Origin of the sequence: Amycolatopsis sp. NPDC049253, assembly GCF_040678995.1 — a bacterium.
In the GTDB taxonomy this organism is placed as follows: domain Bacteria; phylum Actinomycetota; class Actinomycetes; order Mycobacteriales; family Pseudonocardiaceae; genus Amycolatopsis.
The window spans coordinates 328048-348472 of record NZ_JBFAQX010000002.1 but is presented as its reverse complement, the minus strand read 5'-3'; the positions used below and the strand labels follow the sequence as shown (position 1 = coordinate 348472).

20 protein-coding genes are annotated in these 20425 nt (G+C 71.9%); 14 read left to right on the top strand and 6 right to left on the bottom strand.

Annotated elements, in window-relative coordinates:
* Positions 1-11 precede the first annotated feature (11 nt).
* The 4 genes from AB0K15_RS05900 to AB0K15_RS05885 are packed head-to-tail and all read left to right on the top strand — an operon-like array spanning position 12 to position 4669.
* Positions 12-1214 (top strand): enolase C-terminal domain-like protein, encoded by a 1203-nt coding sequence (locus AB0K15_RS05900; RefSeq protein WP_364046036.1) that lies wholly within the window; start codon positions 12-14, stop codon positions 1212-1214.
* On the top strand, positions 1211-2341 hold the full coding sequence (locus tag AB0K15_RS05895) for a maleylacetate reductase (protein WP_364046034.1): 1131 nt from the start codon (positions 1211-1213) through the stop codon (positions 2339-2341). Before AB0K15_RS05900 ends, AB0K15_RS05895 begins: the two co-directional genes overlap by 4 nt.
* Positions 2338-3351: a 2-hydroxyacid dehydrogenase gene (locus AB0K15_RS05890; RefSeq protein ID WP_364046032.1), complete on the top strand. Its 1014-nt coding sequence runs from the start codon at positions 2338-2340 to the stop codon at positions 3349-3351. Before AB0K15_RS05895 ends, AB0K15_RS05890 begins: the two co-directional genes overlap by 4 nt.
* On the top strand, positions 3329-4669 hold the full coding sequence (locus tag AB0K15_RS05885; protein ID WP_364046031.1) for an MFS transporter: 1341 nt from the start codon (positions 3329-3331) through the stop codon (positions 4667-4669). The genes AB0K15_RS05890 and AB0K15_RS05885 overlap by 23 nt, the downstream gene beginning before the upstream one ends.
* A 57-nt stretch (positions 4670-4726) precedes the next feature.
* On the opposite strand, the gene AB0K15_RS05880 is transcribed toward AB0K15_RS05885, so the two are convergent.
* Positions 4727-8575 carry an ABC transporter ATP-binding protein gene (locus AB0K15_RS05880; protein WP_364046029.1) on the bottom strand — a complete coding sequence of 1283 codons (3849 nt, stop codon included), beginning with the start codon at positions 8573-8575 and terminating at the stop codon, positions 4727-4729.
* Positions 8572-9021, bottom strand: coding sequence for a MarR family winged helix-turn-helix transcriptional regulator (locus AB0K15_RS05875; protein WP_364046027.1), 450 nt, complete (start codon positions 9019-9021; stop codon positions 8572-8574). The genes AB0K15_RS05880 and AB0K15_RS05875 overlap by 4 nt, the downstream gene beginning before the upstream one ends.
* 142 nt (positions 9022-9163) lie before the next feature.
* Between AB0K15_RS05875 and AB0K15_RS05870 the strand changes: the two genes are divergently transcribed.
* Entirely contained in the window at positions 9164-10678 is a 1515-nt protein-coding gene (locus tag AB0K15_RS05870) for a long-chain fatty acid--CoA ligase (RefSeq protein WP_364046025.1), read from the top strand.
* Positions 10679-10709: 31 nt separating this feature from the next.
* Here AB0K15_RS05870 and AB0K15_RS05865 read toward each other — a convergent pair whose 3' ends face one another.
* From AB0K15_RS05865 to AB0K15_RS05855, 3 genes are all read right to left on the bottom strand, one after another.
* Entirely contained in the window at positions 10710-10919 is a 210-nt protein-coding gene (locus tag AB0K15_RS05865) for a hypothetical protein (protein WP_364046023.1), read from the bottom strand.
* Positions 10920-10944: 25 nt separating this feature from the next.
* Positions 10945-11154 carry a hypothetical protein gene (locus AB0K15_RS05860; RefSeq protein ID WP_364046021.1) on the bottom strand — a complete coding sequence of 70 codons (210 nt, stop codon included), beginning with the start codon at positions 11152-11154 and terminating at the stop codon, positions 10945-10947.
* Between the two features lie 668 nt (positions 11155-11822).
* Positions 11823-12395 carry an ABATE domain-containing protein gene (locus AB0K15_RS05855; protein ID WP_364046019.1) on the bottom strand — a complete coding sequence of 191 codons (573 nt, stop codon included), beginning with the start codon at positions 12393-12395 and terminating at the stop codon, positions 11823-11825.
* Between the two features lie 297 nt (positions 12396-12692).
* Here AB0K15_RS05855 and AB0K15_RS05850 point away from each other — a divergent pair, with 297 nt between their 5' ends.
* The 9 genes from AB0K15_RS05850 (at position 12693) to AB0K15_RS05810 (ending at position 19346) form a co-directional block, all read left to right on the top strand.
* Complete coding sequence (locus AB0K15_RS05850) at positions 12693-13154, top strand: DUF664 domain-containing protein (protein WP_364046017.1); 462 nt, start codon at positions 12693-12695, stop codon at positions 13152-13154.
* A gap of 45 nt (positions 13155-13199) precedes the next feature.
* A complete protein-coding gene (locus AB0K15_RS05845) occupies positions 13200-13625 on the top strand; it encodes an Ohr family peroxiredoxin (protein WP_364046015.1) in 426 nt (141 codons plus the stop codon).
* A gap of 29 nt (positions 13626-13654) precedes the next feature.
* Complete coding sequence (locus AB0K15_RS05840; RefSeq protein ID WP_364046013.1) at positions 13655-14665, top strand: alpha/beta hydrolase; 1011 nt, start codon at positions 13655-13657, stop codon at positions 14663-14665.
* Positions 14666-14722: 57 nt separating this feature from the next.
* Positions 14723-15739: a helix-turn-helix domain-containing protein gene (locus AB0K15_RS05835; protein WP_364046011.1), complete on the top strand. Its 1017-nt coding sequence runs from the start codon at positions 14723-14725 to the stop codon at positions 15737-15739.
* Between the two features lie 15 nt (positions 15740-15754).
* Positions 15755-15988: an antibiotic biosynthesis monooxygenase gene (locus AB0K15_RS05830; protein WP_364046009.1), complete on the top strand. Its 234-nt coding sequence runs from the start codon at positions 15755-15757 to the stop codon at positions 15986-15988.
* 37 nt (positions 15989-16025) lie between these two features.
* The gene (locus tag AB0K15_RS05825) at positions 16026-16961 is read left to right on the top strand and encodes a polysaccharide deacetylase family protein (protein WP_364046007.1); all 936 of its coding nucleotides are present in this window, start codon (positions 16026-16028) and stop codon (positions 16959-16961) included.
* A gap of 36 nt (positions 16962-16997) precedes the next feature.
* Positions 16998-17855: an alpha/beta hydrolase gene (locus AB0K15_RS05820; protein WP_364046005.1), complete on the top strand. Its 858-nt coding sequence runs from the start codon at positions 16998-17000 to the stop codon at positions 17853-17855.
* A gap of 66 nt (positions 17856-17921) precedes the next feature.
* A complete protein-coding gene (locus AB0K15_RS05815) occupies positions 17922-18335 on the top strand; it encodes a hypothetical protein (protein ID WP_364046003.1) in 414 nt (137 codons plus the stop codon).
* 36 nt (positions 18336-18371) lie between these two features.
* Positions 18372-19346, top strand: coding sequence for a zinc-dependent alcohol dehydrogenase family protein (locus tag AB0K15_RS05810; RefSeq protein WP_364046001.1), 975 nt, complete (start codon positions 18372-18374; stop codon positions 19344-19346).
* 76 nt (positions 19347-19422) lie between these two features.
* Here the strand turns inward: AB0K15_RS05810 and hpnH are convergent, their stop codons facing one another.
* Positions 19423-20424 (bottom strand): adenosyl-hopene transferase HpnH, encoded by a 1002-nt coding sequence (gene hpnH / locus AB0K15_RS05805; RefSeq protein WP_364045999.1) that lies wholly within the window; start codon positions 20422-20424, stop codon positions 19423-19425.
* Position 20425: the final 1 nt, after the last annotated feature.

Below are 20425 nucleotides of genomic sequence, written 5' to 3'. Positions count from 1 at the left end.
GAGAGCACCGAATGCTGTTGCCGACGCCCGGCGGGCCGCCGATCCGCGTCACGTCCGTGGAGACGACCGTCGTCAACGCGGAGCTGCGGAACTGGATCCTGGTCAAGGTCCGCACCGACACCGACGGCCTGTACGGCTGGGGCGAGGCGAGCCTCAACTGGAAGACCCGGGCCGTGACCGGGGCGATCGAGGACCTCGCGCCACTGGTGATCGGCCGCGACCCGCGGGACATCGAGCAGATCGTGCGCGTGCTGACCAAGCACAGCTACTACCGCCTCGGCATCATCGGGGCCACCGCGATCAGCGGCATCGAGCACGCGCTGTGGGACATCTTCGGCAAGTCCGTCGGGCTGCCGGTGTGGCGGCTGCTCGGCGGCCGGGTCCGCGACTCGGTGCGCGTGTACACCCACCTCGGGCTCGGCGACATGCGCTCGGTCTACGACACGGCCGACGCCGGCCGGCTGCGCGAGAAGGCCGCGGCGGTCGTCGAGCAGGGCTACGACGCACTCAAAGTCGTGTTCATCCCCTACGGCAACCACCTGACCGTCGCCGCGGAACGCCGGCACGTCGACAAGCTGATGGCGACGCTGCGCGACACCGTCGGCCCCGACGTGGACATCATGGTCGACTTCCACGGGCGCACCGCGTCCGTCGCCGCGGCCTCGCAGTACATCGAGGTGCTCGCGCCGTACGAGCCGCTCTTCTGCGAAGAACCCGTGCCGCCCGGTGACACCGAAGCACTGCGGCAGGTCGCCGAGCGGTCGCGCGTGCCGATCGCGACCGGGGAACGGCTGGTGGGGCTCGGGGAGTTCCTGCCGGTGTTCGCGGCGAAGGCGGTGCACGTCGCGCAGCCCGACCTCAACCACACCGGCGGACTGCTGGAGGGCAAGCGCATCGCGGCCGTCGCCGACACCGAGCTCGTGGGCGTCGCCCCGCACAACCCTAACGGCCCGATCGCCGGCGCCGCCGCCCTGCACTTCGACGTGAGCACCCCCAACTTCGTGATCCAAGAGGAGATGAGCGGCGCGGTGAGCTGGTACGACGACGTCGTGCGCACCCCGATGACCCGGGTGGGCAGCCACTGGCAGGTCCCGGACGCACCCGGGCTCGGCGTCGAGGTCGACGAGCGAGAAGCCGCGAAGCACCCCTATCAGCCCGAGGTGCCGCACAGCAGCTCGGCCGTGCTGGCCGACGGAACGGTGGTGGACTGGTGACCACCACGATGCGGACGTTCACCCACCCCGCCGGCGTGCACAACGCCACGCCGCCGCGGGTGGTCTTCGGCCCCGGGACGTCGGCCGGGCTGCGCGACGAGGTCGTGCGGCTCGGCGCGAGCCGGGCGCTGGTCGTCACCACCCCGGGCCGCACCGAGCTCGGTGACCGGTTCGCGACCGCGATCGGCGATCTCTGCGCCGGGCTGCTGCCCGAGGCCGTGAGCCAGGTGCCGGTGGAGCTGACGCGCCGCGGCGCCGAGAAGGCCGCGAGCCGGGGCGCCGACTGCCTCGTCGCGATCGGCGGCGGCGCGGCGACGGGCCTGTGCAAGGGCATCGCGTACCTCTCCGGACTGCCCATCATCGCCGTGCCCACCACCTACTCCGGCTCGGAGATGACGGGCTTCTGCGGGATGACCGCCGACGGCGTGAAGCGCATGCACGAAAGCCTCGCGATGCGACCGTCCACAGTGGTCTACGACGCCGAGCTCTCGCTGTCGCTGCCACCGGCGGTCAGCGCGTCGAGCGCGATGAACGCGCTGGCGCACTGTGTCGACGCGATCTACCTGCCCAGCCTGAGCCCGCTGATCGCGCCCGCGGCGGTCGAGGGTGCCCGAGTGGTGGCGACCACGCTGCCGGCGCTGCTCGCGAACCCGGGTGACCTCGCGCTGCGCAACGAAATGCTCTACGGCGCCTATCTTTCCGGCGCCGCACTCACCGGCGGGTTCGCGATGCAGCACGCGATCGCGCACATGCTCGGCGGCAGCTACGACGTGGAGCACGGCGTCGCACACGCCGTGGTGCTGCCCTACGTGACCGACCACCTCGTCCGCCACGCGCCCGGGCCGCTCGGCCGGATCGCGGCCGCGCTCGGCACCGACGACCTCGCCGGCGCCCTGTGGGACCTCGCCGCCGGCGCGGGACTCCCGGTGCGTCTCGCCGACGTCGGCTTCGGCCCCGGCGACGAGGACCGCGCCGTCGAGATCGCCACCACCGCAGACGGTGCGCCGGCCACGCCCGACACCCACGACGGCGGCCGGGCGGGCAACCCGGCACCGGTCACGCCGGCCGCCGTGCGCGCCATCCTCCGCGCGGCCGCCGACGGGACCCGGCCGGGTGGCCCGCGATGAGGATCCTGCTGATCGGGGAAGCCGCCGACCACGAGGACGACCTGCGCGCGCACCTGGCGCAGCCGTACGAGGTGGCCGGATTGCCGTGGGCGGCCGCCGACTCGGCCGCGTTCGACGGGGAACTCGGGCCGGACGACGTCGTCGTCTCGCTGCGGTTCTCCCGCCCGGCCGGCCAGGCACCGCCGTTCCGGCTCCTGCACGTGCCGGGCGCGGGCCTCGACCGGATCGACTTCGCCGCGCTGGCACCGGAAACCGCGGTGGCCAACGTGTTCGAGCACGAGACGCCGATCGCGGAGTTCGTGCTCGCCCGGCTGCTGGAGTGGGAGATCCGCGCGGCGGCGCTGCAGGCGTCGTTCGGCGCCGACGCGTGGCCGGAGCTCTACGCGCACCGCGTCCCGCACGGCGAGCTGTACGGCAAGACGCTCGGTCTCGTCGGCTACGGGCGCATCGGGCGGGCCATCGCCGAGCGCGCCGCCGGGTTCGGCGTCGAGGTGCTCGCGGTGGACGACTTCGCGAGGGGTGACGGCATCGCGAAGGTGCTGCCGACCGCCCGGCTGGCGCAGGTGCAGGAAACGGCCGACTACCTCGTGCTGGCGTGCCCGCTCACCGCGGAGACGACGGGGCTGATCGACGCCGCGGCGCTGGCGCGGATGCCGGCGCACGCCGTGCTGGTGAACATCTCCCGCGCGCCGATCGTCGACGAGACCGCGCTCTACGAAGCCTTGCGGGACAACGGGATCGGCGGCGCGATCCTCGACGTCTGGTACCGCTACCCCGGCAGCGGCGCCGACGCCGTGGCCCCCGCGGCGCACCCGCTGTGGGACCTGCCGAACGCCTGGTGCACGCCGCACTCCAGCGCCTGGACCACCCAGCTGCCGCGCCGCCGCTACGCGGTCATCGCGGACAACATCAACCGGCTCGCCGCAGGGGAGCCGTTGCGCCACGTCGTTCGCCCGCCGAATGGCACCGCTCAAGGAGGAGCAAGCCATGACCCCCACCGGAACACCTGACCAGATCTGGGCCGAGTCCCGGCGCCGCCTCATCCCGGGGACGGTGATCGGGAGCCTCATCGAGTGGTACGACATCGCCGTGTACGGCCAAGCCGCGGCGCTCGTGTTCGGCACGCTGTTCTTCCCCCAGTTCTCCGACACCGCCGGGCGCGTCGCCGCGTTCGCGACCTTCGGCGTGGGCTACTTCGCCCGGCCGCTCGGCGCGATGATCTTCGGCCACGTGGGGGACAAGTACGGTCGCCGGTTCTCCCTCGTCTGCACGCTGCTGCTGATGGGGATCGCGACCGTCGTGATCGGGCTGCTGCCCACCTACGCGGGCATCGGGGTGCTCGCACCGGTGCTGCTCGTGGTCTGCCGGCTGCTGCAGGGGCTCGGCGTCGGCGCCGAGTACGTGGGCGCCGTGACCATGGTCGCGGAGTTCGCGCCGGCGAAGAAGCGCGGCTACTTCGCCTCGCTGCCCGCCTCGGGGGTGTTCCTCGGCATCGGGCTGGCGGCCGCGGTGAGCGCGAGCGTCTCGGCCCTGCCGAACGACCAGCTGATGAGCTGGGGCTGGCGGGTGCCGTTCCTGCTGAGCTTCGTCGTGGTCGGTATCGGCCTGCTCATCCGCCTGCGCGTGCCCGAGTCACCGGTGTTCGCCGAGCTGAAGGAAGCTCGGGCCCGCACCAAGGTGCCTGCTCTCACGATGATCAAGGCGATGCCCAAGCGGCTGCTGCTGGTGATGGTCGCCAACGGCGTGCTGGCGTTCAACATCTACGTGGTGCAGACCTATTCGCTCAGCTACCTGGCGGGCAAGGGCGTGGCCAAGAGCAGCGCGCTCGTGGCGGTGCTGGTCGGCTGCGCGGTCGGTGCGGCGGTGATTCCGGTGCTGGGCAAGGTTTCCGACCGCTCCGGGCGCCGGCCGGTGTACCTCGCGGTGAGCGCTTTCTGCGCGCTGGTGCCGTTCCCCTTCTTCTGGTTGCTGGACACCCGCAACGTCGGCCTGATCGTGCTCGCGTTCGCCCTCGCGCTCGGCGGTTGCCTGGCGATGTTCGGTTCGCAGGCCGCGTTCTACGCGGAGCTGTTCCCCGCGCAGTACCGCTTCAGCGGGTTCGCGCTGGGCCGCGAGATCCCCGGCGCGGTGCTCTCCGGTCCCGCCCCGGTGATCTGCGTCGGCCTCGTGACGCTCGGCTCCGGTTCCCCGAGCCTCGTGGCGGTCGCGATGATCGTGGTCGCCGTCGCGGGCCTGCTCGCGGTGCTCGCCCTGCCGGAGACCCGCGGCACCGACCTGGCACCCATGGTCGATCCCTTTCCCGCGGTGACCGAGCGCGCCGGCGCCTGACCCCCGTTCCGGGCCGGCTGCCCCCCACCGGTCCGGAACGGGTTCCACCCCACGCGGTTACGAGTGCTGCCCCGACAGGAGCTCGAACGCCTCCCACATCCCGGCGTAGCGGCCGCCGCGGGCGAGCAGCTCGTCGTGGCTGCCGACCTCGGCGACGCGGCCGCGGTCGAGCACCACGATGCGGTCGGCCGACTGCGCGGTCTGCAGCCGGTGGGCGATCACGATGGTCGTGCGCCCGGCCGACAGCGTCCGCATAGCCTCGGCGACGTGGGCTTCGGCCGCGAGGTCGAGGTTCGACGTCGCCTCGTCGAGCAGCAGGATCGCCGGGTCCACCAGCTGCGCGCGGGCCAGTGCGAGGAGCTGGCGCTGCCCGGCCGAGAGCGAGCGGCCGCGTTCGGCGATCTCGTGCAGGTAGCCACCGGGCAGCGTGGCGACGAACTCGTGCGCCCCGACGGCCCGCGCGGCGGCTTCCACCTCGGCGTCGGTGGCGTCGGCGCGGCCGTAGGCGATGTTGTCGCGCACGGTGCCGGTGAACAGGAACGCCTCCTGCGGCACGTAGCCGAGCGCGCGGCGGTAGGCGGCGAGGTCGAGCGAGCGCAGGTCGTGGCCGTCGACGCGGACGCTGCCCGTGTCGGGGTCGTAGAAGCGCGCGAGCAGCTTGACCAGCGTCGACTTGCCCGCGCCCGTCTCGCCGACCAACGCCACGGTCTCGCCGGCCGCGATCGTCAGGTCGACCTCGCGCAGCGCCTCCGGCGGCTTCGCCGCGGCCTGCGAGCCGGCGACCAGCCGCGGGTCGGCGGGGCCGCGGCGTTCGCCCGTGACCGGCGCCGGCGCTGACGGGTACGCGAAGCGCACGCCGTCGAAGGCGATCTCCCCGCGCAGCCGGCCGGGGTCGATCGCCTGCACCGCGGGCGGGGTGAGCGTCTCCAGCCGCATCAGGTCGGAGATCCGGCTCACCGAGACGCGCGTCTGCAGCCACGAGTCGAAGACCTGCGACAGCTGCTGGATGGGGGAGAAGAACAGGTCGATGTAGAGGATGAACGCGATCAGCGCGCCCGGCGTGAGGCGGCCGGAGTAGATCATCCCGGCGCCGACGCCGAGCACGATCGCGTCGGCGCCCGCCGAGAGGAACTGCACGAACGGGAAGTACGTGGCGGCCAGCCGCTGCGCGGAGTAGCGCGAGTCGAGGTAGTCGCGCCCCAGCCGGCGGAACCGGCGGATCGTCTCGTCCTCGTGGGCGAACGCCTGCGACTCGCGCACGCCGGAGAGGCTCTCCTGGAAGTCGGCGTTCACGATCGCCACGCGGTCGCGCGCCACGTCGTAGAGCTTCGCGGCGCGCCGGCGGAAGATCACCGTGCCGATGGCCAGCGGCACCACCACCGACAGGGTGCACAGGCCCAGCAGCGGGTTGACCACGACCAGCGTCACGCCGACCCCGGCGAACGTGACGAACGCGACCAGCGCCGAGAGCAGCCCGTTCTGGATCAGCGACTCGAACTGGTCGACGTCGGTGGTCATCCGCGTCATGATCCGGCCGCCCATCTCGCGCTCGTAGTAGTCGAGCGAAAGGCGTTGCAGCTGCGCCCAGATCCGGATCCGCAGCGACAGCATCACGCGCTGGGCGGTCCGGCCGGTCACGAACGTCTGGGCCACCTCGTCGAGGAACGCGATCAGCGTGATCAGCAGGAACAGCCCGGCGGCGCCGAAGAGCACGGCCTGCGCGCCCTGCAGCACGCCGTCGTCGATACCGCTCTTGACGAACACCGGCCCGATCACCGACGCGACGGCGTCGATCACCACGAGCAGCAGCCCGAACAGCAGCGGACGGCGGAACTCGCGCAGCAGCGTGCGCAGGGAGAACGTGCGCTCCTGGCGGGACTCCGCGGCGAGGTCGACCTTCGCGAAGTCGCGCACGGGTTTCAGCTCGTCGACGCGGGCGAGCAGCTGCGGAGTCGGCGGGAGCGCGGCACGCCAGCCGCTGCCGCCGGCCGAGCCGCCGAGGCCGGCGCCGATGCCCACGGCGCCGGTGGCGCGGGCCGTGAACCGCCTGCCGTTGCCGTTCTGTCCGTTTCCGTGGTGCCCGTTGCGTTCCCCGCGCCAGGCCGACGCGGTGGTGCCCGCGATGGTGAGGGCCTCGATGCGGCCGCCGGCGGCGCCGCTGCGTTCGGCGGCTTCCTCTTCGAGCCCGGTGAGCAGTGTGCGGTAGAGGGCGCTGCGCTCGAGCAGCTCCTCGTGGGTGCCCTGGTCGGCGACCACACCGCCGTCGAGCACCACCACGCGGTCGGCCAGGTGCAGCGTCGAGCGGCGGTGGGCGACGAGCAGCGTGGTGCGCCCGGCCAGCACCGTGCGCAGCGACGCGTTGATCGACTCCTCGGTGTTGGCGTCGACGGCGCTGGTGGCGTCGTCGAGCACGAGCACGCGGGGGTCGGTGAGGATGGCGCGGGCGAGGGCCACGCGCTGGCGCTGCCCGCCCGAAAGCGAGAGCCCGCGCTCGCCGACCACGGTCTCGTAGCCCTGCGGCAGCGCGCGGATGAAGGTGTCGGCCTCGGCGACCTTGGCGGCGGCGAGGATCTCCTCGTCGGTGGCGCCCGGTTTGCCGTAGGCGATGTTGGCGCGGATGGTGTCGGAGAACAGGAAACTCTCCTCGAACACGACGCCGACCTGCTCGCGCAGGGAGCGCAGCCGCACCGTGCGCAGGTCGTGCCCGTCGAGCAGCACGGCGCCGGACTCCGGGTCGTGGAAGCGGGAGACGAGGGTGGTCGCGGTGGTCTTGCCGCTGCCGCTCGGGCCGATCAGCGCCACGCGTTCGCCGGCCGCGATGTGCAGGTCGAAGCCCTTCAGCACGGGCGCGTCGGGCGAGTATCCGAAGTGGACGTTCTCGAACCGGATCTCGCCCTTGGCCGTCGGCAGATCGACGGCGTCGGGCGCGTCGGCGATGGCGGGCTCCAGGTCGATCAGCTGGAAGATCCGCTCGACGCCCGCGCGGGCCTGCTGGCTGATCGCGAGCACGCCCGCGAGCTGGCGCGCGGGGGCCATCAGCTGGCCGACGTAGGTGGAGAAGGCGAGGAACGTGCCGAGGCTGAGCCCGTGGTGCAACGCGAGCCAGCCGCCGAGCACGAGGATCGCGACCTGTCCGAGCGCGGGGATCGCCTGCAGCAGCGGCTGGTAGCGCGACTGCAGCCGCACGGCCCGCAGCTGCATGCCGTAGAGGTCGCCTGCCGTGTCGGCCAGCCGGTTGAGCTCCCGGTCCTCCTGCCCGAACGCCTTGACCACGCGCACGCCGTTGACATCCTCGTCGACGATCTGCACCACGTCGCCCTCGCGCTGCTGCGCGGCCCAGGTGGCGGGGAAGATCCGCCGGCGCATCCGGTAGGACACCATGAGCAGCAGCGGCACGACGACGAGGCTCACGAGCGCGAGCAGCGGCGAGAGGACCAGCATCACGCCGAGGGAGAGCAGGACCAGCAGGATGTTGCCGCTCATGATGGGCAACAGGCTGAGCAGGCCCTGCACGAGCGCGGAGTCGGACGTCGCGCGCGACACGAGCTGGCCCGTCGGCATGCGGTCGAGGTTCGCGAAGTCCATGCGCTGCAGGTGGGCCTGGATGTCGTTGCGCAGGTCGTACTGCACGGCCAGCGCGACCCGGCCGCCGCGGTAGCGCCGCTGGTAGGCGAACACGAACGCGGCCGCGGCGAGCACGAGCAGCGCGATCAGCCATGGCCACAGCGACGCCGAGCGGCTGAGGATCACCCCGTCGACGATCTGGCGTTCCAGCAGCGGCACCACGGTCTGGCAGGCGCTGCCGAGCACGGCGGCGCCGAACGCGATCAGCAGTTCGCGGCGGTGGCGCAGGACGTAGCCGCCGAGGCGGCGCAGCCAGCGGGACTTCTCTTCGGGTTCGCTCACCGGTTTCCGGCCATCCGCTCGGCCATGACCTCGTCGATCGCGTCGCCGAGCCGGCCCAGCGACTGGAGGACCACGTCGCCGTCGGGAGTGCGGGCGATCAGCGCGAGGAGCCCCTTGATCATCTCGGCCTCGGTGGTGGCGAGCAGCCGTTCGCCTTCCGGTGTCAGGGAAAGCGCGGTGGCGCGGTGGTCGGCGTCGACGTCGCCGCGGACCAGGAGACCGCGTTTCGTGAGCGCGTCGACCGCGGCACTGATCGCCGGACGGCCGAGCGCGAGCCGCCGGGCCACGCGGGAGGCGCGCTCGTCGCCCGAGGCGATGGCGGACAGCACGCGGTAGTGGGCGAGGTTCAGCTCTCCCGACGAGCGTTCGAGCAGTCGCGAGACGCGGGCCAGTGCGCGTACGGCGCTCGTCGCGGTCTGCTCGCGGGATTCTCCGGGGGACGGCATGATCCCGACTGTAACCCCTGTTTGTTCGATCGTCGAACTAGTGGGCTGAACAGGATTCGGTAGCCTGATCTTGACCAGACTGGGTCGGCAAGGGAATTCTCTGCTCACGGGCGCCGCGGGCGGAACGAGGTTCGGAGGTAGCGTGAGCTTCAACCTGGCCACGATGTTGCGCGAGGCCGTGCTCGCCCAGCCGGAAAAGGACTATCTGCGTTTTCCCGGTGGAACCCACTCTTTCGCCGCGGTGGACGAGGCGTCCGGCCGAGTCGCGACAGCGTTGCGCGCGCGGGGTTTCGCGCCGGGCGACAAGATCGCCGTGCAGCTGGCCAACGTCCCCGAGTTCGTGTTCGCGTACTTCGGGATCCTCAAGGCCGGGCTCACGATGGTGCCGCTGAACCCGCTGCTCAAGGCCGACGAGATCGCCTACCACCTGGCCGACTCCGACTCGCGGCTGCTCATCGCCGACACGGCGCTGGCCGGCGAGGTGGCGAAGGCGCTCGCCGAGGTGCCGGAGGTGGCCGCGGTCGTCGTGGGAGGTCTGGACGGGTGGCCCGCCGGCGCGGTCGAGTTCGCCGAGCTGCTCGACGCCGAGGACGACGGCGACCTGTACCTGAACGCGGCCGACGACACCGCCGTGCTGCTGTATACGAGCGGCACCACCGGACGTCCCAAAGGTGCTGAGCTGTCGCATTTCTCGCTGTACATGACGTGCACTATCGGCGCCCAGACGTTCGGCATTGAGCCCGAGGACGTGATGCTTGGGGTATTGCCGTTCTTCCACGTCTACGGCCTGGTCAATATCGTCAACTTGGCCGCCCGCTCCGCACTCTCGGTGTCGGTGGTCCGGCGGTTCGAGCCGGCGACGGTGCTGGAGGCGATCGAGCGCGACGGCGTGACGGTCATGGCAGGCGTGCCCACGATGTACCACGCGCTGGCCGTCGCCGACAGCTCCGCGTACGACACCAGCAGCCTGCGCATCGGCAGCTCCGGCGGCGCCGCGATCCCGGAGCAGGTGCTGCTGGCGTTCGAGGAGAAGTACGGCATCCCGGTCCTGGAGGGCTACGGATTGTCCGAATGCGCGGCGACAGCCACGGTGAACCCGGGCGCTGCGAACCGCAAGGTGCTCTCCATCGGCAAGCCGATCTGGGGTGTGCAGCTGCGCATCGTCGACGCGCAGGACCGGCCGCTGCCGCCCGGCGCCGATCACGTCGGCGAGATCGTGCTGCGCGGGCACAACATCACCAAGGGCTACTACAAGCGGCCCGCCGAAACCGCCGAAGCCTTCCGGGGCGGGTGGTTCCACACCGGGGACCTGGGTTACGTCGACGAGGACGGGTTCGTCTTCGTCGTGGACCGCAAGAAGGACCTCGTGATCCGCGGCGGGTACAACGTGTACCCGCGTGAGGTGGAGGAACTCCTCTACCGGCATCCGGCGGTCGCGGAGGCCGCGGTGATCGGGGAGCCGGACGAGCGGCTGGGCGAGGAGATCGTCGCCGTGGTCTCCCTGAAGGCGGGTGCGTCGGCGGAGCCGGAGGAGATCGTGGCGTGGGCCAAGGAACGCATCGCCGCGTACAAGTACCCGCGCCGGGTGCGGATCGTCGACGAGCTGCCGAAGGGACCGACGGGGAAGATCACGAAGCTGCCGTTGCGGGGGCGGTGACCGTCCACTGTGGCCGGATGGCCCGGCCGGCTCAGCCGAACGTGAAGTCGTACGCCTGAAGGCCCGGGGTGAGCGACAGCGTCAGCGTCGAATGGCGTGCCGCCGGGCCGGAAACCAGGGTGTAGAGCTTCGGCACGCCCGAGGCCGCCCCAAGTCCAGGCGCAGCCGCGCGGACGGCCCGGCGGTGGGACTCGCCCGACGCGGTCCAGGTGCCGTCGAGGTCCGCGCCCGCGCCGTCCACCTCGTCCTCGGCGGCACGGGCACGCTCACCGTCGAGGACACCGGCACCCGCACGACCGGATGCCGGTGGGCTCGGGCGCGGCGATGAGCCGGTGCAGGATCGCAGATGCGGAAGTGCCGGCCTCGAACGACTTCTGCAGCGCCGCGGTGTAGTCGGGTACGGCGCGCTGCAGGCCGGCGGTGAGGTCGAACGCCGTGGCCGCCGCGACCGTCAGCAGCGCGACGCCGGTGGTCACGCGGATCGCCCGGGCGCGGGCGCGCAGGTACCGGACGCGGCGGGTCCGCGCGTCGCCGTCCGGCGACGCGCGCGAGCAGCGGGATCCCGGCCCCGACGCCGAACGCCCCGGTGAGGACGAGTGCGCCGAACCCGATCCGGTGCGTCGCGCCGAGCACGGCGATGGTCGCGAGCACCGGGCCCGCGCACGGCACGTAGACCAGGCCGAGGGCGAGGCCGACGGCGAACCCGCCCGCGTCCGGGCCGGCCGCGCGTCCGCGAAGACGTGCGAACGGCCGTTCCAGCAGCGCGCCGCGAGACCAGGCCCAGCCCGAGCAGGGCGAGGACCGCGATCCCGGCGTCGCGCAGCAGGTCCTGCGGCAGGTGGAACGCGCTGAGCACGAGTGAGCCGAACAGCGTCGCCAGGCTGAATCTCACCACGCGCACCGGCCGGCGCGACCCGGCCGTGAGGACCACGGGCAGCACCGGCAGCACACACGGCGAAATGCTCGTGACCGCGCCCGCGAGCAGACCGGCGAGCACAAGAGTGAGCATGGTTGCTCCGCGGGGTCGAATTGCTCGCAGCCTAGCGGCTTTTCGTAACCTGTCAGAGTGGTTATGATTTGTGGCACCAAAAAGGCTGGTGAAGGCGGAGTGCCTTCACCGGCCTGGTCGTGCCGGGGGAGTGGGTCAGCCGGCCTGTCGCGACGGGGACAGGGGCGGGTTGCCGCGCTGGCGCGCCCGGTAGGCGGCGGCCTTCATCTTGTTCCCGCAGGTCGCCATGGCGCACCACTCGCGCCGTGACCCGCGGGAGCGGTCGAGGTAGACCTGGGTGCACTCGGGCCTGCCGCACTCCTTGAGCAGGTCGGCGTCCGGCCCGCCGAGGATCTCCACGGCCTCGCGGGCCACCGACGACAGCGCCTGCGCGGGGGTCGCCTCGAGCCGGCGGCCCTCCGGCGCGAGCTGGGGCACGGTCGAGGGGTGTGCTGCGAACTCGTTGACCACGTCCATTGCCCGCAGGTCGGGCTCGTGGTGGGTCAGTCGCGCCGCGACCAGCGCGTAGATCGCCTCACGCAGCTCGATCGCGGCGGCCACGTCCTGTGGCCGGCTCCCCGGGCCGGTGTCGGTGACCCCCGACTCGCGGAACCACGCGTCGAGGTTGCGCGGTGAGCCGAGCTTCTCCAGGGGGTCGGCGTTGCGCCGGGCGCGCAGGGTCCCGACGAAATCGAGTGCCGGGTTCCCGCAGGGGAAGGCGTGTTCCATCGCACCAGTCTGACAGGTGACGAAAGAGAACGCAACAATCGCTAACCGGTAAAAGTAATTTAACTGGAATGTGCGGTAAAAATACATAACTGCCTTGACTGGTGACGAATAATCGTGCGAAAGTTTCGGCATCGCCACCGGGGCCCCGCGGAAACCGCGGTTCCGGGCCCCGTCCGGAAAGGTCTCGCCTTCGATGGATCCGACTGTCTCGTTCCTGCTCGTCCTCCGGAACCTGCTCGCCGTGCTGGGCGCGTTCACCGGCACCCCGGTGCCCGGCTTCGAGCCGGGGGAGTGCCGGTGATCACCGCCGGCCAGTACCTGCACGTCGTCACCCGGGCGCTGACCGGCATGGCGGCGATCGTCGAGCAGCTCGGCGACGACCTGGCCAACACCCGTCTCGCGCTGCCCGGCGCCAACACGCCGTACGCGGTGCTCAACCACTGCCTCGGCGCTACGGCCTACTGGGCCGGCGAGGTCGTCTCCGGCCGCGCGGCCCACCGCGACCGCGACGCCGAGTTCACCGCCGCCGGCCCGGTCGCGCCGCTGCTCGGCCGCGTGCGCAAGACCGTGCGGCAGCTCGAGAAGGACGTGATCCGCGCGGATCCCCACGCGCCCGTGTCCGCCGCGCCGGCCGGCCTCGGCGACCCGCCCGACGCCGGCGGCGCGCTGCTGCACCTGTGCGCCGACCTCGTCCAGCACCACGGCCAGCTCGAAATCCTGCGCGACGTCCTGCTCGCGCAAACCCGCATCCCCGCCTGACCCCCCGAAGTTCCCCCGAAGTTTTGTCGAGAAAGGACAGTTGCCATGACTGAAACCACCTACACCGCGGTCGTCACCGCCACCGGCGAAGGCCGCAACGGCGGGCGGGCCACCGCCGCCGACGGTTCGCTCGACGTCACCCTCGCCATCCCGAAGGAGCTCGGCGGCAACGGCGGCGCGACCAACCCGGAGCAGCTGCTCGGCGCGGGCTGGGCCTCGTGCTTCCTCGGCGCGGTGAAGATCGTGGCCGCGCAGAAGAAGGTGAAGCTCGCCGACCTCGCCGTGGTCGCCGACATCACCCTGCACAACGAGGTGGCCGACTTCTGGCTCAGCGCCGCCCTGCATCTCGAAGTGTCCGGTGTGGACCAGGCGACCGCCGAAGAGCTGGGCCACGCCGCGCACCAGATCTGCCCGTACTCGAAGGCGACGCGCGGCAACGTCGAGGTCACCATCGACGCCACTGTCGCCTGACAGTGCGCTCGGCCGACGAGGAGCACACCATGATCTCCCGGCGGGCGTTCGGGAAGGCCGTGGGCGCCGAGGCGGTCGCCGCCTCGCTCCCGGCCTTCCCCGTGGCGGCCGCGGCCGGCCCGGCCGTGGCCTCCGGGCTGGGCCCGGTCCGTCACGTGCGCACCGACCTGCTCGACCTCGCCCACCACGAGGTCGGCCCGGCCGGCGGCGACGTGGTGCTGCTCGGCAACGGCCGGCCGTGCAGCCCGCACGTCTGCGCCGAGGTCGCACTCGCGCCGGCCCGCCGCGGCTTCCGCGTGCTGGTCCCGTACCTGCGCGGGCACGGTGCCACCAGCTTCAGCGACGCGACGACGATGCGCTCCGGCCGGCAGGCGGCGCTCGGCGCCGACCTGATCGCGTTCCTCGACGCGCTCGGCGCCGAAAGCTCGGTGTTCGGCGGCGACGACTGGGGCGGGCGCGCCCTTGACGTCGCCGCGGTGCGATGGCCGCGGCGGTGCCACGCGCTGGTGTCGGTGAACCGCTACCTGATCCAGAACCCGGACCCGGACGTGCTCGCGTCCTCCCCGGACGCGCCCGGCACCGAATCGGCGCACTGGTACTTCTCCTTCTTCTTGACCGAGCGTGGCCGCACGGCGCTGTCGCGTTCGCGGCGTGACCTGGCGGAAGTCGTGTGGCGGCGCAACTCGCCCCAGTGGCGCTTCACGAGTGCCGACCTCGACATCGCGGCCGCGGCGATGGACAATCCGGACTACGGGGACGTCGTCATCCACAACTACCGGGTGCGCCAGGGCGCGGCGCCGGGCGATCCTCGCTACGCCGGCCTCGAGGCGCGGCTGCCGACGCAGCCACCGGTCACGGTGCCGGCGGTGACGCTCGACGGGCTCGCCGGCGGCAGCTCCCCGGCGACCGACGGCACGGCGTCGGCGAACCACTTCACCGGCCCGCGCGTGCACTACCGCGTGCCCGGCACGGGGCACAACCTGTCCCAGGAGAAGCCGCGCGCGTTCATGGCCGCCGTGCTCGAAGCGGTCCGGCTGTGACCCCGCTCGGCGGCGGGGGCCCCGGTCTCCTGGGCACCCGCCGGATCAGGAGCAGTGATGCACCCCGCGAAGACGCCCGTCACCTCGCGCGGCCGCGCCAAGCACGTGATCGCGGTGCTGGTGGTGCCCGATTCCGTGGCGCTGGAGGTCACGGTGGTGCACCAGGTGTTCGGCCCGCGGATGGCAGCGATCGCCGAGCTGACCGGCGAGGCCGGCAGCGCGTACGAGGTGGTGCTCTGCGGCGAGGAGCCTCGCCAGGTGTTGCCTTCGGGCGTGGACTTCGGGGAGCTCGCGCCGCTGGAGACACTGCTGACGGCCGACACGGTGATGGTGCCGGGGGTCGAGGATCCGCTGGCTGAGCGGCCGCGGTCCGTGGTGCAGGCGTTGCGGGCCGCCGCGGCGGCGGGCGCGCGCATGGTGTCCTTCTGCGGAGGCGCGTTCCTGCTGGCGCGGGCCGGGCTGCTGGACGGACGCCGGGCCACCACGCACTGGCTGTTCACCGAGGAGTTCCGCCGGGAGTTCCCGCAGGTCGAGCTGGAGCCGGGGTGCCTGTACGTGGACGACGGCCCGGTGCACACGTCGGGCGGGATCTTCTCGGCGATCGACTTGGCGTTGCACCTGCTGGCCGAGGACCTGGGCCAGGCCTATGCCGGCGACGTCGGCCGGCTGCTGGTGACGGCGCCGCGGCGTCCGGGCGGGCAGGCGCAGTTCGTGAAGGACTCGATCCGGATCTCGGAGGAGCCGGCGCTCGCGCCGTTCCTGGCGTGGCTGCGGGAGCACCTGCACGAGCCGCTGACGCTGGCCGGGCTGGCGGCGCAGGTGCACCTGAGCGAGCGGAGCCTGGTGCGGAAGTTCCGCCGGGCGACGGGGATGACGGTGTTCGACTGGATCAACCGCGAGCGCGTGGCGGCCGCCAAGGTGCTGCTGGAGACGACGGACCACCGGATCGCGGAGATCGCGTCGATGGTGGGGTTCGGGTCCGCGGAGACGCTGCGTCGCCACTTCGAACGCCAGGTCGGCACCACGGCGGGCAGCTACCGGGCCACCTTTCGCGCCGCTCCGGCCGCGTCGTGACGAACCCGGTGCCGGGTGCGGCTGACCGACGGGAAGTCCCTTGTGGACGCCGAACCGGGCACTCTGGCGTGGTTCGGCTTCCGCCTCGGGCCGTCGTCGGTCCGGATCTTCGACGCGGTCGAGACGGAGGAGGACCACGAGGCGCATCTCCAGGGCCAGGTGTGCCGGCAGATCGAGCTGCGCGGCGACGAGCGTCTCGCCGTGCCGCCCACGATCACGCCGGTGGGCCTGCCGGCTGCGAAGCACTGACCCTGCCGGGACGCGGCGGCCGTGCCACGCTGGATTCGTGCCCGAACCCCGTGAACCGGCCACCGCGTCGCCGCGTGACTTCGTCGGCTACGGCCGGTACCCGCCACGCGTGCGCTGGCCCGGCGACGCCAAGGTCGTGGTGAACGTCGTCGTCAACTACGAGGAGGGGGCCGAGTACTCGATCCCCGACGGCGACGGCCGCAACGACAGCTGGGGCGAATACGCGTCCGAGGTGGGGCCCGAGGTGCGTGACCTCGGCACCGAGACGCACTACGAGTTCGGCAGCCGGGTCGGCATCTGGCGGCTGGCGCGGATCTTCGACCGGTACTCGGTGCCGGTGAGCGTCGGCGCGTGCGCGGTGGCGCTGGAGCGCAACCCGGCCGTCGCGGAGTGGATCCGCGAACGCGGCCACGACGTGATCGGCCACGGCTACCGCTGGCTCGACTACGCGCGCATGTCCGTCGACGAGGAACGCGACCACCTGCACCGCGCCATCGAGTCGCTGGAGCGGACGACGGGGCAGCGGCCGCGCGGGTGGTACGTGCGGTCGTTCCCGAGTGAGCACACGCTCGACCTGCTCGTGGAGGAGGGCGGGTTTCTCTACGATTCGGATCCGTGCAACGACGAGCTGCCGTACTTTTCGGAGCGCGGGCTGTTGATCGTGCCCTACTCCAAGGTGTACAACGACACGCGCTACCTGCTGAGCCCGACCTACGGCTCGCCGGCGCAGTTCTTCGAGAGCCTGCGGCTCGCGCTCGACTACCTGTGCGAGGAGGCCGACGACGGCTTCGGGGCGCGGATGATGACCGTGGGGCTGCACCCGCGGTGGAGTGGTCAGGCGGGGCGCGCGGCGGCCGTGCGCGATTTCGTCCGGTACGCCACGGAGCAGCCGGGTGTCCGCTTCCTGCGGCGGCTCGACATCGCGCGGTGGTGGTCGGACCACCACCGCGAGTGGGAGCCGATCGGGCCGTGACTGTCCACAGTGGTCCTCGGTCGTTACGGTGTCCTCATGGTGGGTGACGCGAGGACGGTGTCGGTGCCGGTCGAGGGCGGCGCGCTGGCCGTGGAGGTGGTGGCCGCGGCCTCGGCGCCGGTGCTCGCCGTCCACGGGGTGACGAGCAACCGCCGGCTGTGGAACTGGCTGCGGGCCGAAGCGCCGGACCTTTCGCTGGTCATGCCGGACCTGCGCGGGCGCGCGGGCAGCTTCGCGGTCGCCGGCCCGTCTTCGTTGCGGCAGCACGCTTCGGACCTGGTGCGGGTGCTCGACGCGCTGGGGCACCCGGTCGTCGACGTGTGCGGGATGTCGATGGGCGGGTTCGTCGCGGTGGAGCTGGCCACGCGCTGGCCGGACCGCGTGCGCGGGCTCGTGCTGGTCGACGGCGGGCTCCCCATGGCCGCGCCGCCGGGTCTCACGCCCGAGACGGTGCCCGCCGCGTTCGCGCCTCAGCTGGAGCGGGTGTCGCGGCGCTGGGCGAACCTCGACGAGTACCTGGCCTATTTCACCCGCACCAACCCGTTGCTCGACGCCGTCGACCCGCTCCTGCGCGACTGCCTCGGCCACGACCTGTCCGAGGGCCGCGTGTACCTCAGCCGCGAGGCCGTACTGGCCGACGCGACCGACGTGTTCTTCGGCGAGTCGCGCTGGCGGGAGATCACCGTGCCGACCGAGCTGGTGTGCGCGGAGTGGAGCTCGGGATCGGGCACGCCGCCCGCGTACAGCGACGAAGCCCTGGCCGGTTTCCGCGCCGCCCTGCCTTCCCTGCGCCGTCCCCGGCGCATCACCGGCGCCGACCACGCGGCCACGATCATGACCCACTCCGGCGCGGCCGTCGTCGGCGCGGCGCTGCACGATCTGCTGGCCCGATAGAGCCGTACTTCGGTCGGGTGTGTCTCCCGCGCTTGACAATTATGACGGTTGTCATAACCTTCGGGGGTGGCTGATCCCTGGTTCTTCTCCCGCCTGTCACCCGACGTCCGCCTCGCCGGCACCATCCTCGAGAGCGTGCTCCGCGGCCCCGAAGAGGTGAAGACGCAGGTCCGCGCCGTGGGGGCGTGCTACTCGGGCATGACGGTCCGCTACCGTCTCGACGCCGGGGACCGGCACGTGGAGGAGTACACGGCCCAGGTCCGCGGCCACACCATCTTCGGCACCGGCACGTTCCACTTCGACGAGCGCGGTGAGATCGACGAGATCGTGGTGAACCACCGCCCGCTGGGGTCGGCGTTGGTCCTGGCGGGCCTGGTCGGGGGTGGGGCCGCGCCGAGTCTTGCGGTTTCTGCGGGCGAGCCGGCCGGCTCCGAGAGCGGTGCCGCGCCCGGCGCCTCGACGCCCGAGGGCTCGCACTGATCCGTTGCTGCCGACTTTTCCGAAAGGACTTCTCCGATGGCCCGTCTGCTGTTGACCGAGTTCGGCGACCCCGTCACCTCCGTCCGCCTCGACGACACCCCGGCTCCGGCGCCCGGGCCGGACGACGTCGTGGTCGAGATGCTCGCCGCCCCGCTCAACCCCGCCGACTTCCTGCTGATGCGCGGCCTCTACGGCGTCCGCCCGGCGCTGCCCGCACCCCTCGGCGCGGAGGGCGTGGGCCGGGTCGTGGCGGGTGATGCCGAACTGGTGGGCAAGCGGGTGCTCATCCTGCCGACCATGGAACAGGGCCTGTGGGCCGACGAAGTGGTGCTCCCGCGGCGCAACGTGCTGCCGGTCCGCGAGGACGCCGACGTGCTCCAGCTGTCGATGCTCGCCGTCAACCCCGCCACGGCCTACCAGCTGCTCCGCCTGCACGGCCGGCTCGAACCGGGCTCGTGGATCGCGCAGACCGCCGCGAACTCCGCCATGGGCCGCTACCTCATCACCCTGGCCCGGCGCGCCGGCCTGCGCACCCTGAACGTCGTCCGCCGCCCCGAAGCCGCCGCCGAGGTCCTCTCCGCGGGCGGCGACCAGGCCGTGGTCTCCGACGACAACCTGCGCGCCTCCCTCAAATCCGCCCTCGCCGGCGAGCGGCTGTCCCTGATCCTCGACGCCACCGGTGGCCCGGTCATCAAGGACCTCACCCGCGCCCTCGAAGACGGCGGCACCATCGTCACCTACGCCTTCCCCGAAGGCGCCCCCCGCGTGTCCCCGGCCGACCTCGTCTTCCGCGGCATCACCCTCACGGGCTTCTGGCTGATGAACTGGCTCCGCACCGCGTCGGCCGACGAGGTGACCACCTTGTACGGCGACCTCGCCGACCTGGTGGCCACCGGCGAGCTGACCGCGCCGGTCGAGGCGACGTATCGGCTGGCGGGCTACGAGGAAGCCTTCGCCCACTCCCTGACACCTGGCCGGCGGGGCAAGGTGCTCTTCACCTTCGGCGGGTGAAGGCCGACATCTCCACCGACGCAAGAAGAAAGCCGCAAGTCCCGAAAGACCTGCGGCTTTCCCTTGCGGCAAAACCTCAGTGCCCCACAGCCGCCCGCACCGACTCCTTCAGGGAGCCCAGCGTGGCGATCACCGCGGTCGGCTCGTAGCCGCAGTGGGCCATGCAGTTGTCGCAGCGCGGGTCCTTGCCGCGGCCGAAGGCGTCCCAGTCGGTGTCCTCGATGAGTTCCTTGTAGGTCTTGGCGTAGCCGTCGTCGAGGAGGTAGCACGGGCGCTGCCAGCCGAGCAGCGAGTAGGACGGGATGCCCCACGGGGTGCACTCCAGGTCGCGTTTGCCTTCGAGGAAGTCGAGGAACACGGGCGAGTGGTTGAGGCGCCAGCGTTTGCGGTTGCCGCCGCCGAAGGCCTTCGAGAAGAGCTCGCGCGTCTGCTGCACGCCGAGCCAGTGTTCCTGGTCCGGTGCCTTCTCGTAGGCATACGCGGGCGAGATCTGCATGTTGTCGACGCCCAGGTCGTTGAGGTAGTTGAGCACGTCGACCACGTCTTCGGCGGTGTCCCCGTCGAAGAACGTCGTGTTGGTCATCACGCGGAAGCCCTTTTCCTTGGCGAGCTTGATCGCCTCGACGGCCGCGGCGAACCCGCCCTCCTTGCGCACCGACGCGTCGTGGCGCTCTTCGAGGCCGTCGATGTGCACCATCCACGCGAAGTTGTGGTGGGGCTTGAACTTGTGGATGTGCTTGTGCAGCAGCAGCGCGTTGGTGCAGAGGAACACGATCTTGCGGCGGTCGAGCAGCTGCCGCACGATCTCGTCGATCTTCGGGTGCATCAGGGGCTCGCCGCCCGCGATGGACACCATCGGAGCGCCGCTCTCCTCGATGGCGCCCACGGCCTGCTCCACCGGCATACGCTGCTTGAGCAGGGTGTGCGGTTGCGCGATCTTGCCGCAGCCGGCGCACTTGAGGTTGCAGGCGAACAGTGGCTCAAGCTCGACCAGCAGCGGGAACTTTTCCTTGCGCAGCAGCTTCTGCTTCATCAGATAACCGCCCAGTCGCACGGACTGACGCAACGGCATGGCCATG

Bases quoted from the DNA above. Each gene is read 5' to 3' on its own strand.
- AB0K15_RS05840 (WP_364046013.1), top strand. From the start codon at position 13,655: ATGATCTCCCGGCGGGCGTTCGGGAAGGCCGTGGGCGCCGAGGCGGTC.
- AB0K15_RS05890 (WP_364046032.1), top strand. From the start codon at position 2,338: ATGAGGATCCTGCTGATCGGGGAAGCCGCCGACCACGAGGACGACCTG.
- AB0K15_RS05845 (WP_364046015.1), top strand. From the start codon at position 13,200: ATGACTGAAACCACCTACACCGCGGTCGTCACCGCCACCGGCGAAGGC.
- AB0K15_RS05810 (WP_364046001.1), top strand. From the start codon at position 18,372: ATGGCCCGTCTGCTGTTGACCGAGTTCGGCGACCCCGTCACCTCCGTC.
- AB0K15_RS05855 (WP_364046019.1), bottom strand. From the start codon at position 12,395: ATGGAACACGCCTTCCCCTGCGGGAACCCGGCACTCGATTTCGTCGGG.
- AB0K15_RS05900 (WP_364046036.1), top strand. From the start codon at position 12: ATGCTGTTGCCGACGCCCGGCGGGCCGCCGATCCGCGTCACGTCCGTG.
- AB0K15_RS05820 (WP_364046005.1), top strand. From the start codon at position 16,998: ATGGTGGGTGACGCGAGGACGGTGTCGGTGCCGGTCGAGGGCGGCGCG.
- AB0K15_RS05885 (WP_364046031.1), top strand. From the start codon at position 3,329: ATGACCCCCACCGGAACACCTGACCAGATCTGGGCCGAGTCCCGGCGC.
- AB0K15_RS05875 (WP_364046027.1), bottom strand. From the start codon at position 9,021: ATGCCGTCCCCCGGAGAATCCCGCGAGCAGACCGCGACGAGCGCCGTA.
- AB0K15_RS05835 (WP_364046011.1), top strand. From the start codon at position 14,723: ATGCACCCCGCGAAGACGCCCGTCACCTCGCGCGGCCGCGCCAAGCAC.
- hpnH (WP_364045999.1), bottom strand. From the start codon at position 20,424: ATGGCCATGCCGTTGCGTCAGTCCGTGCGACTGGGCGGTTATCTGATG.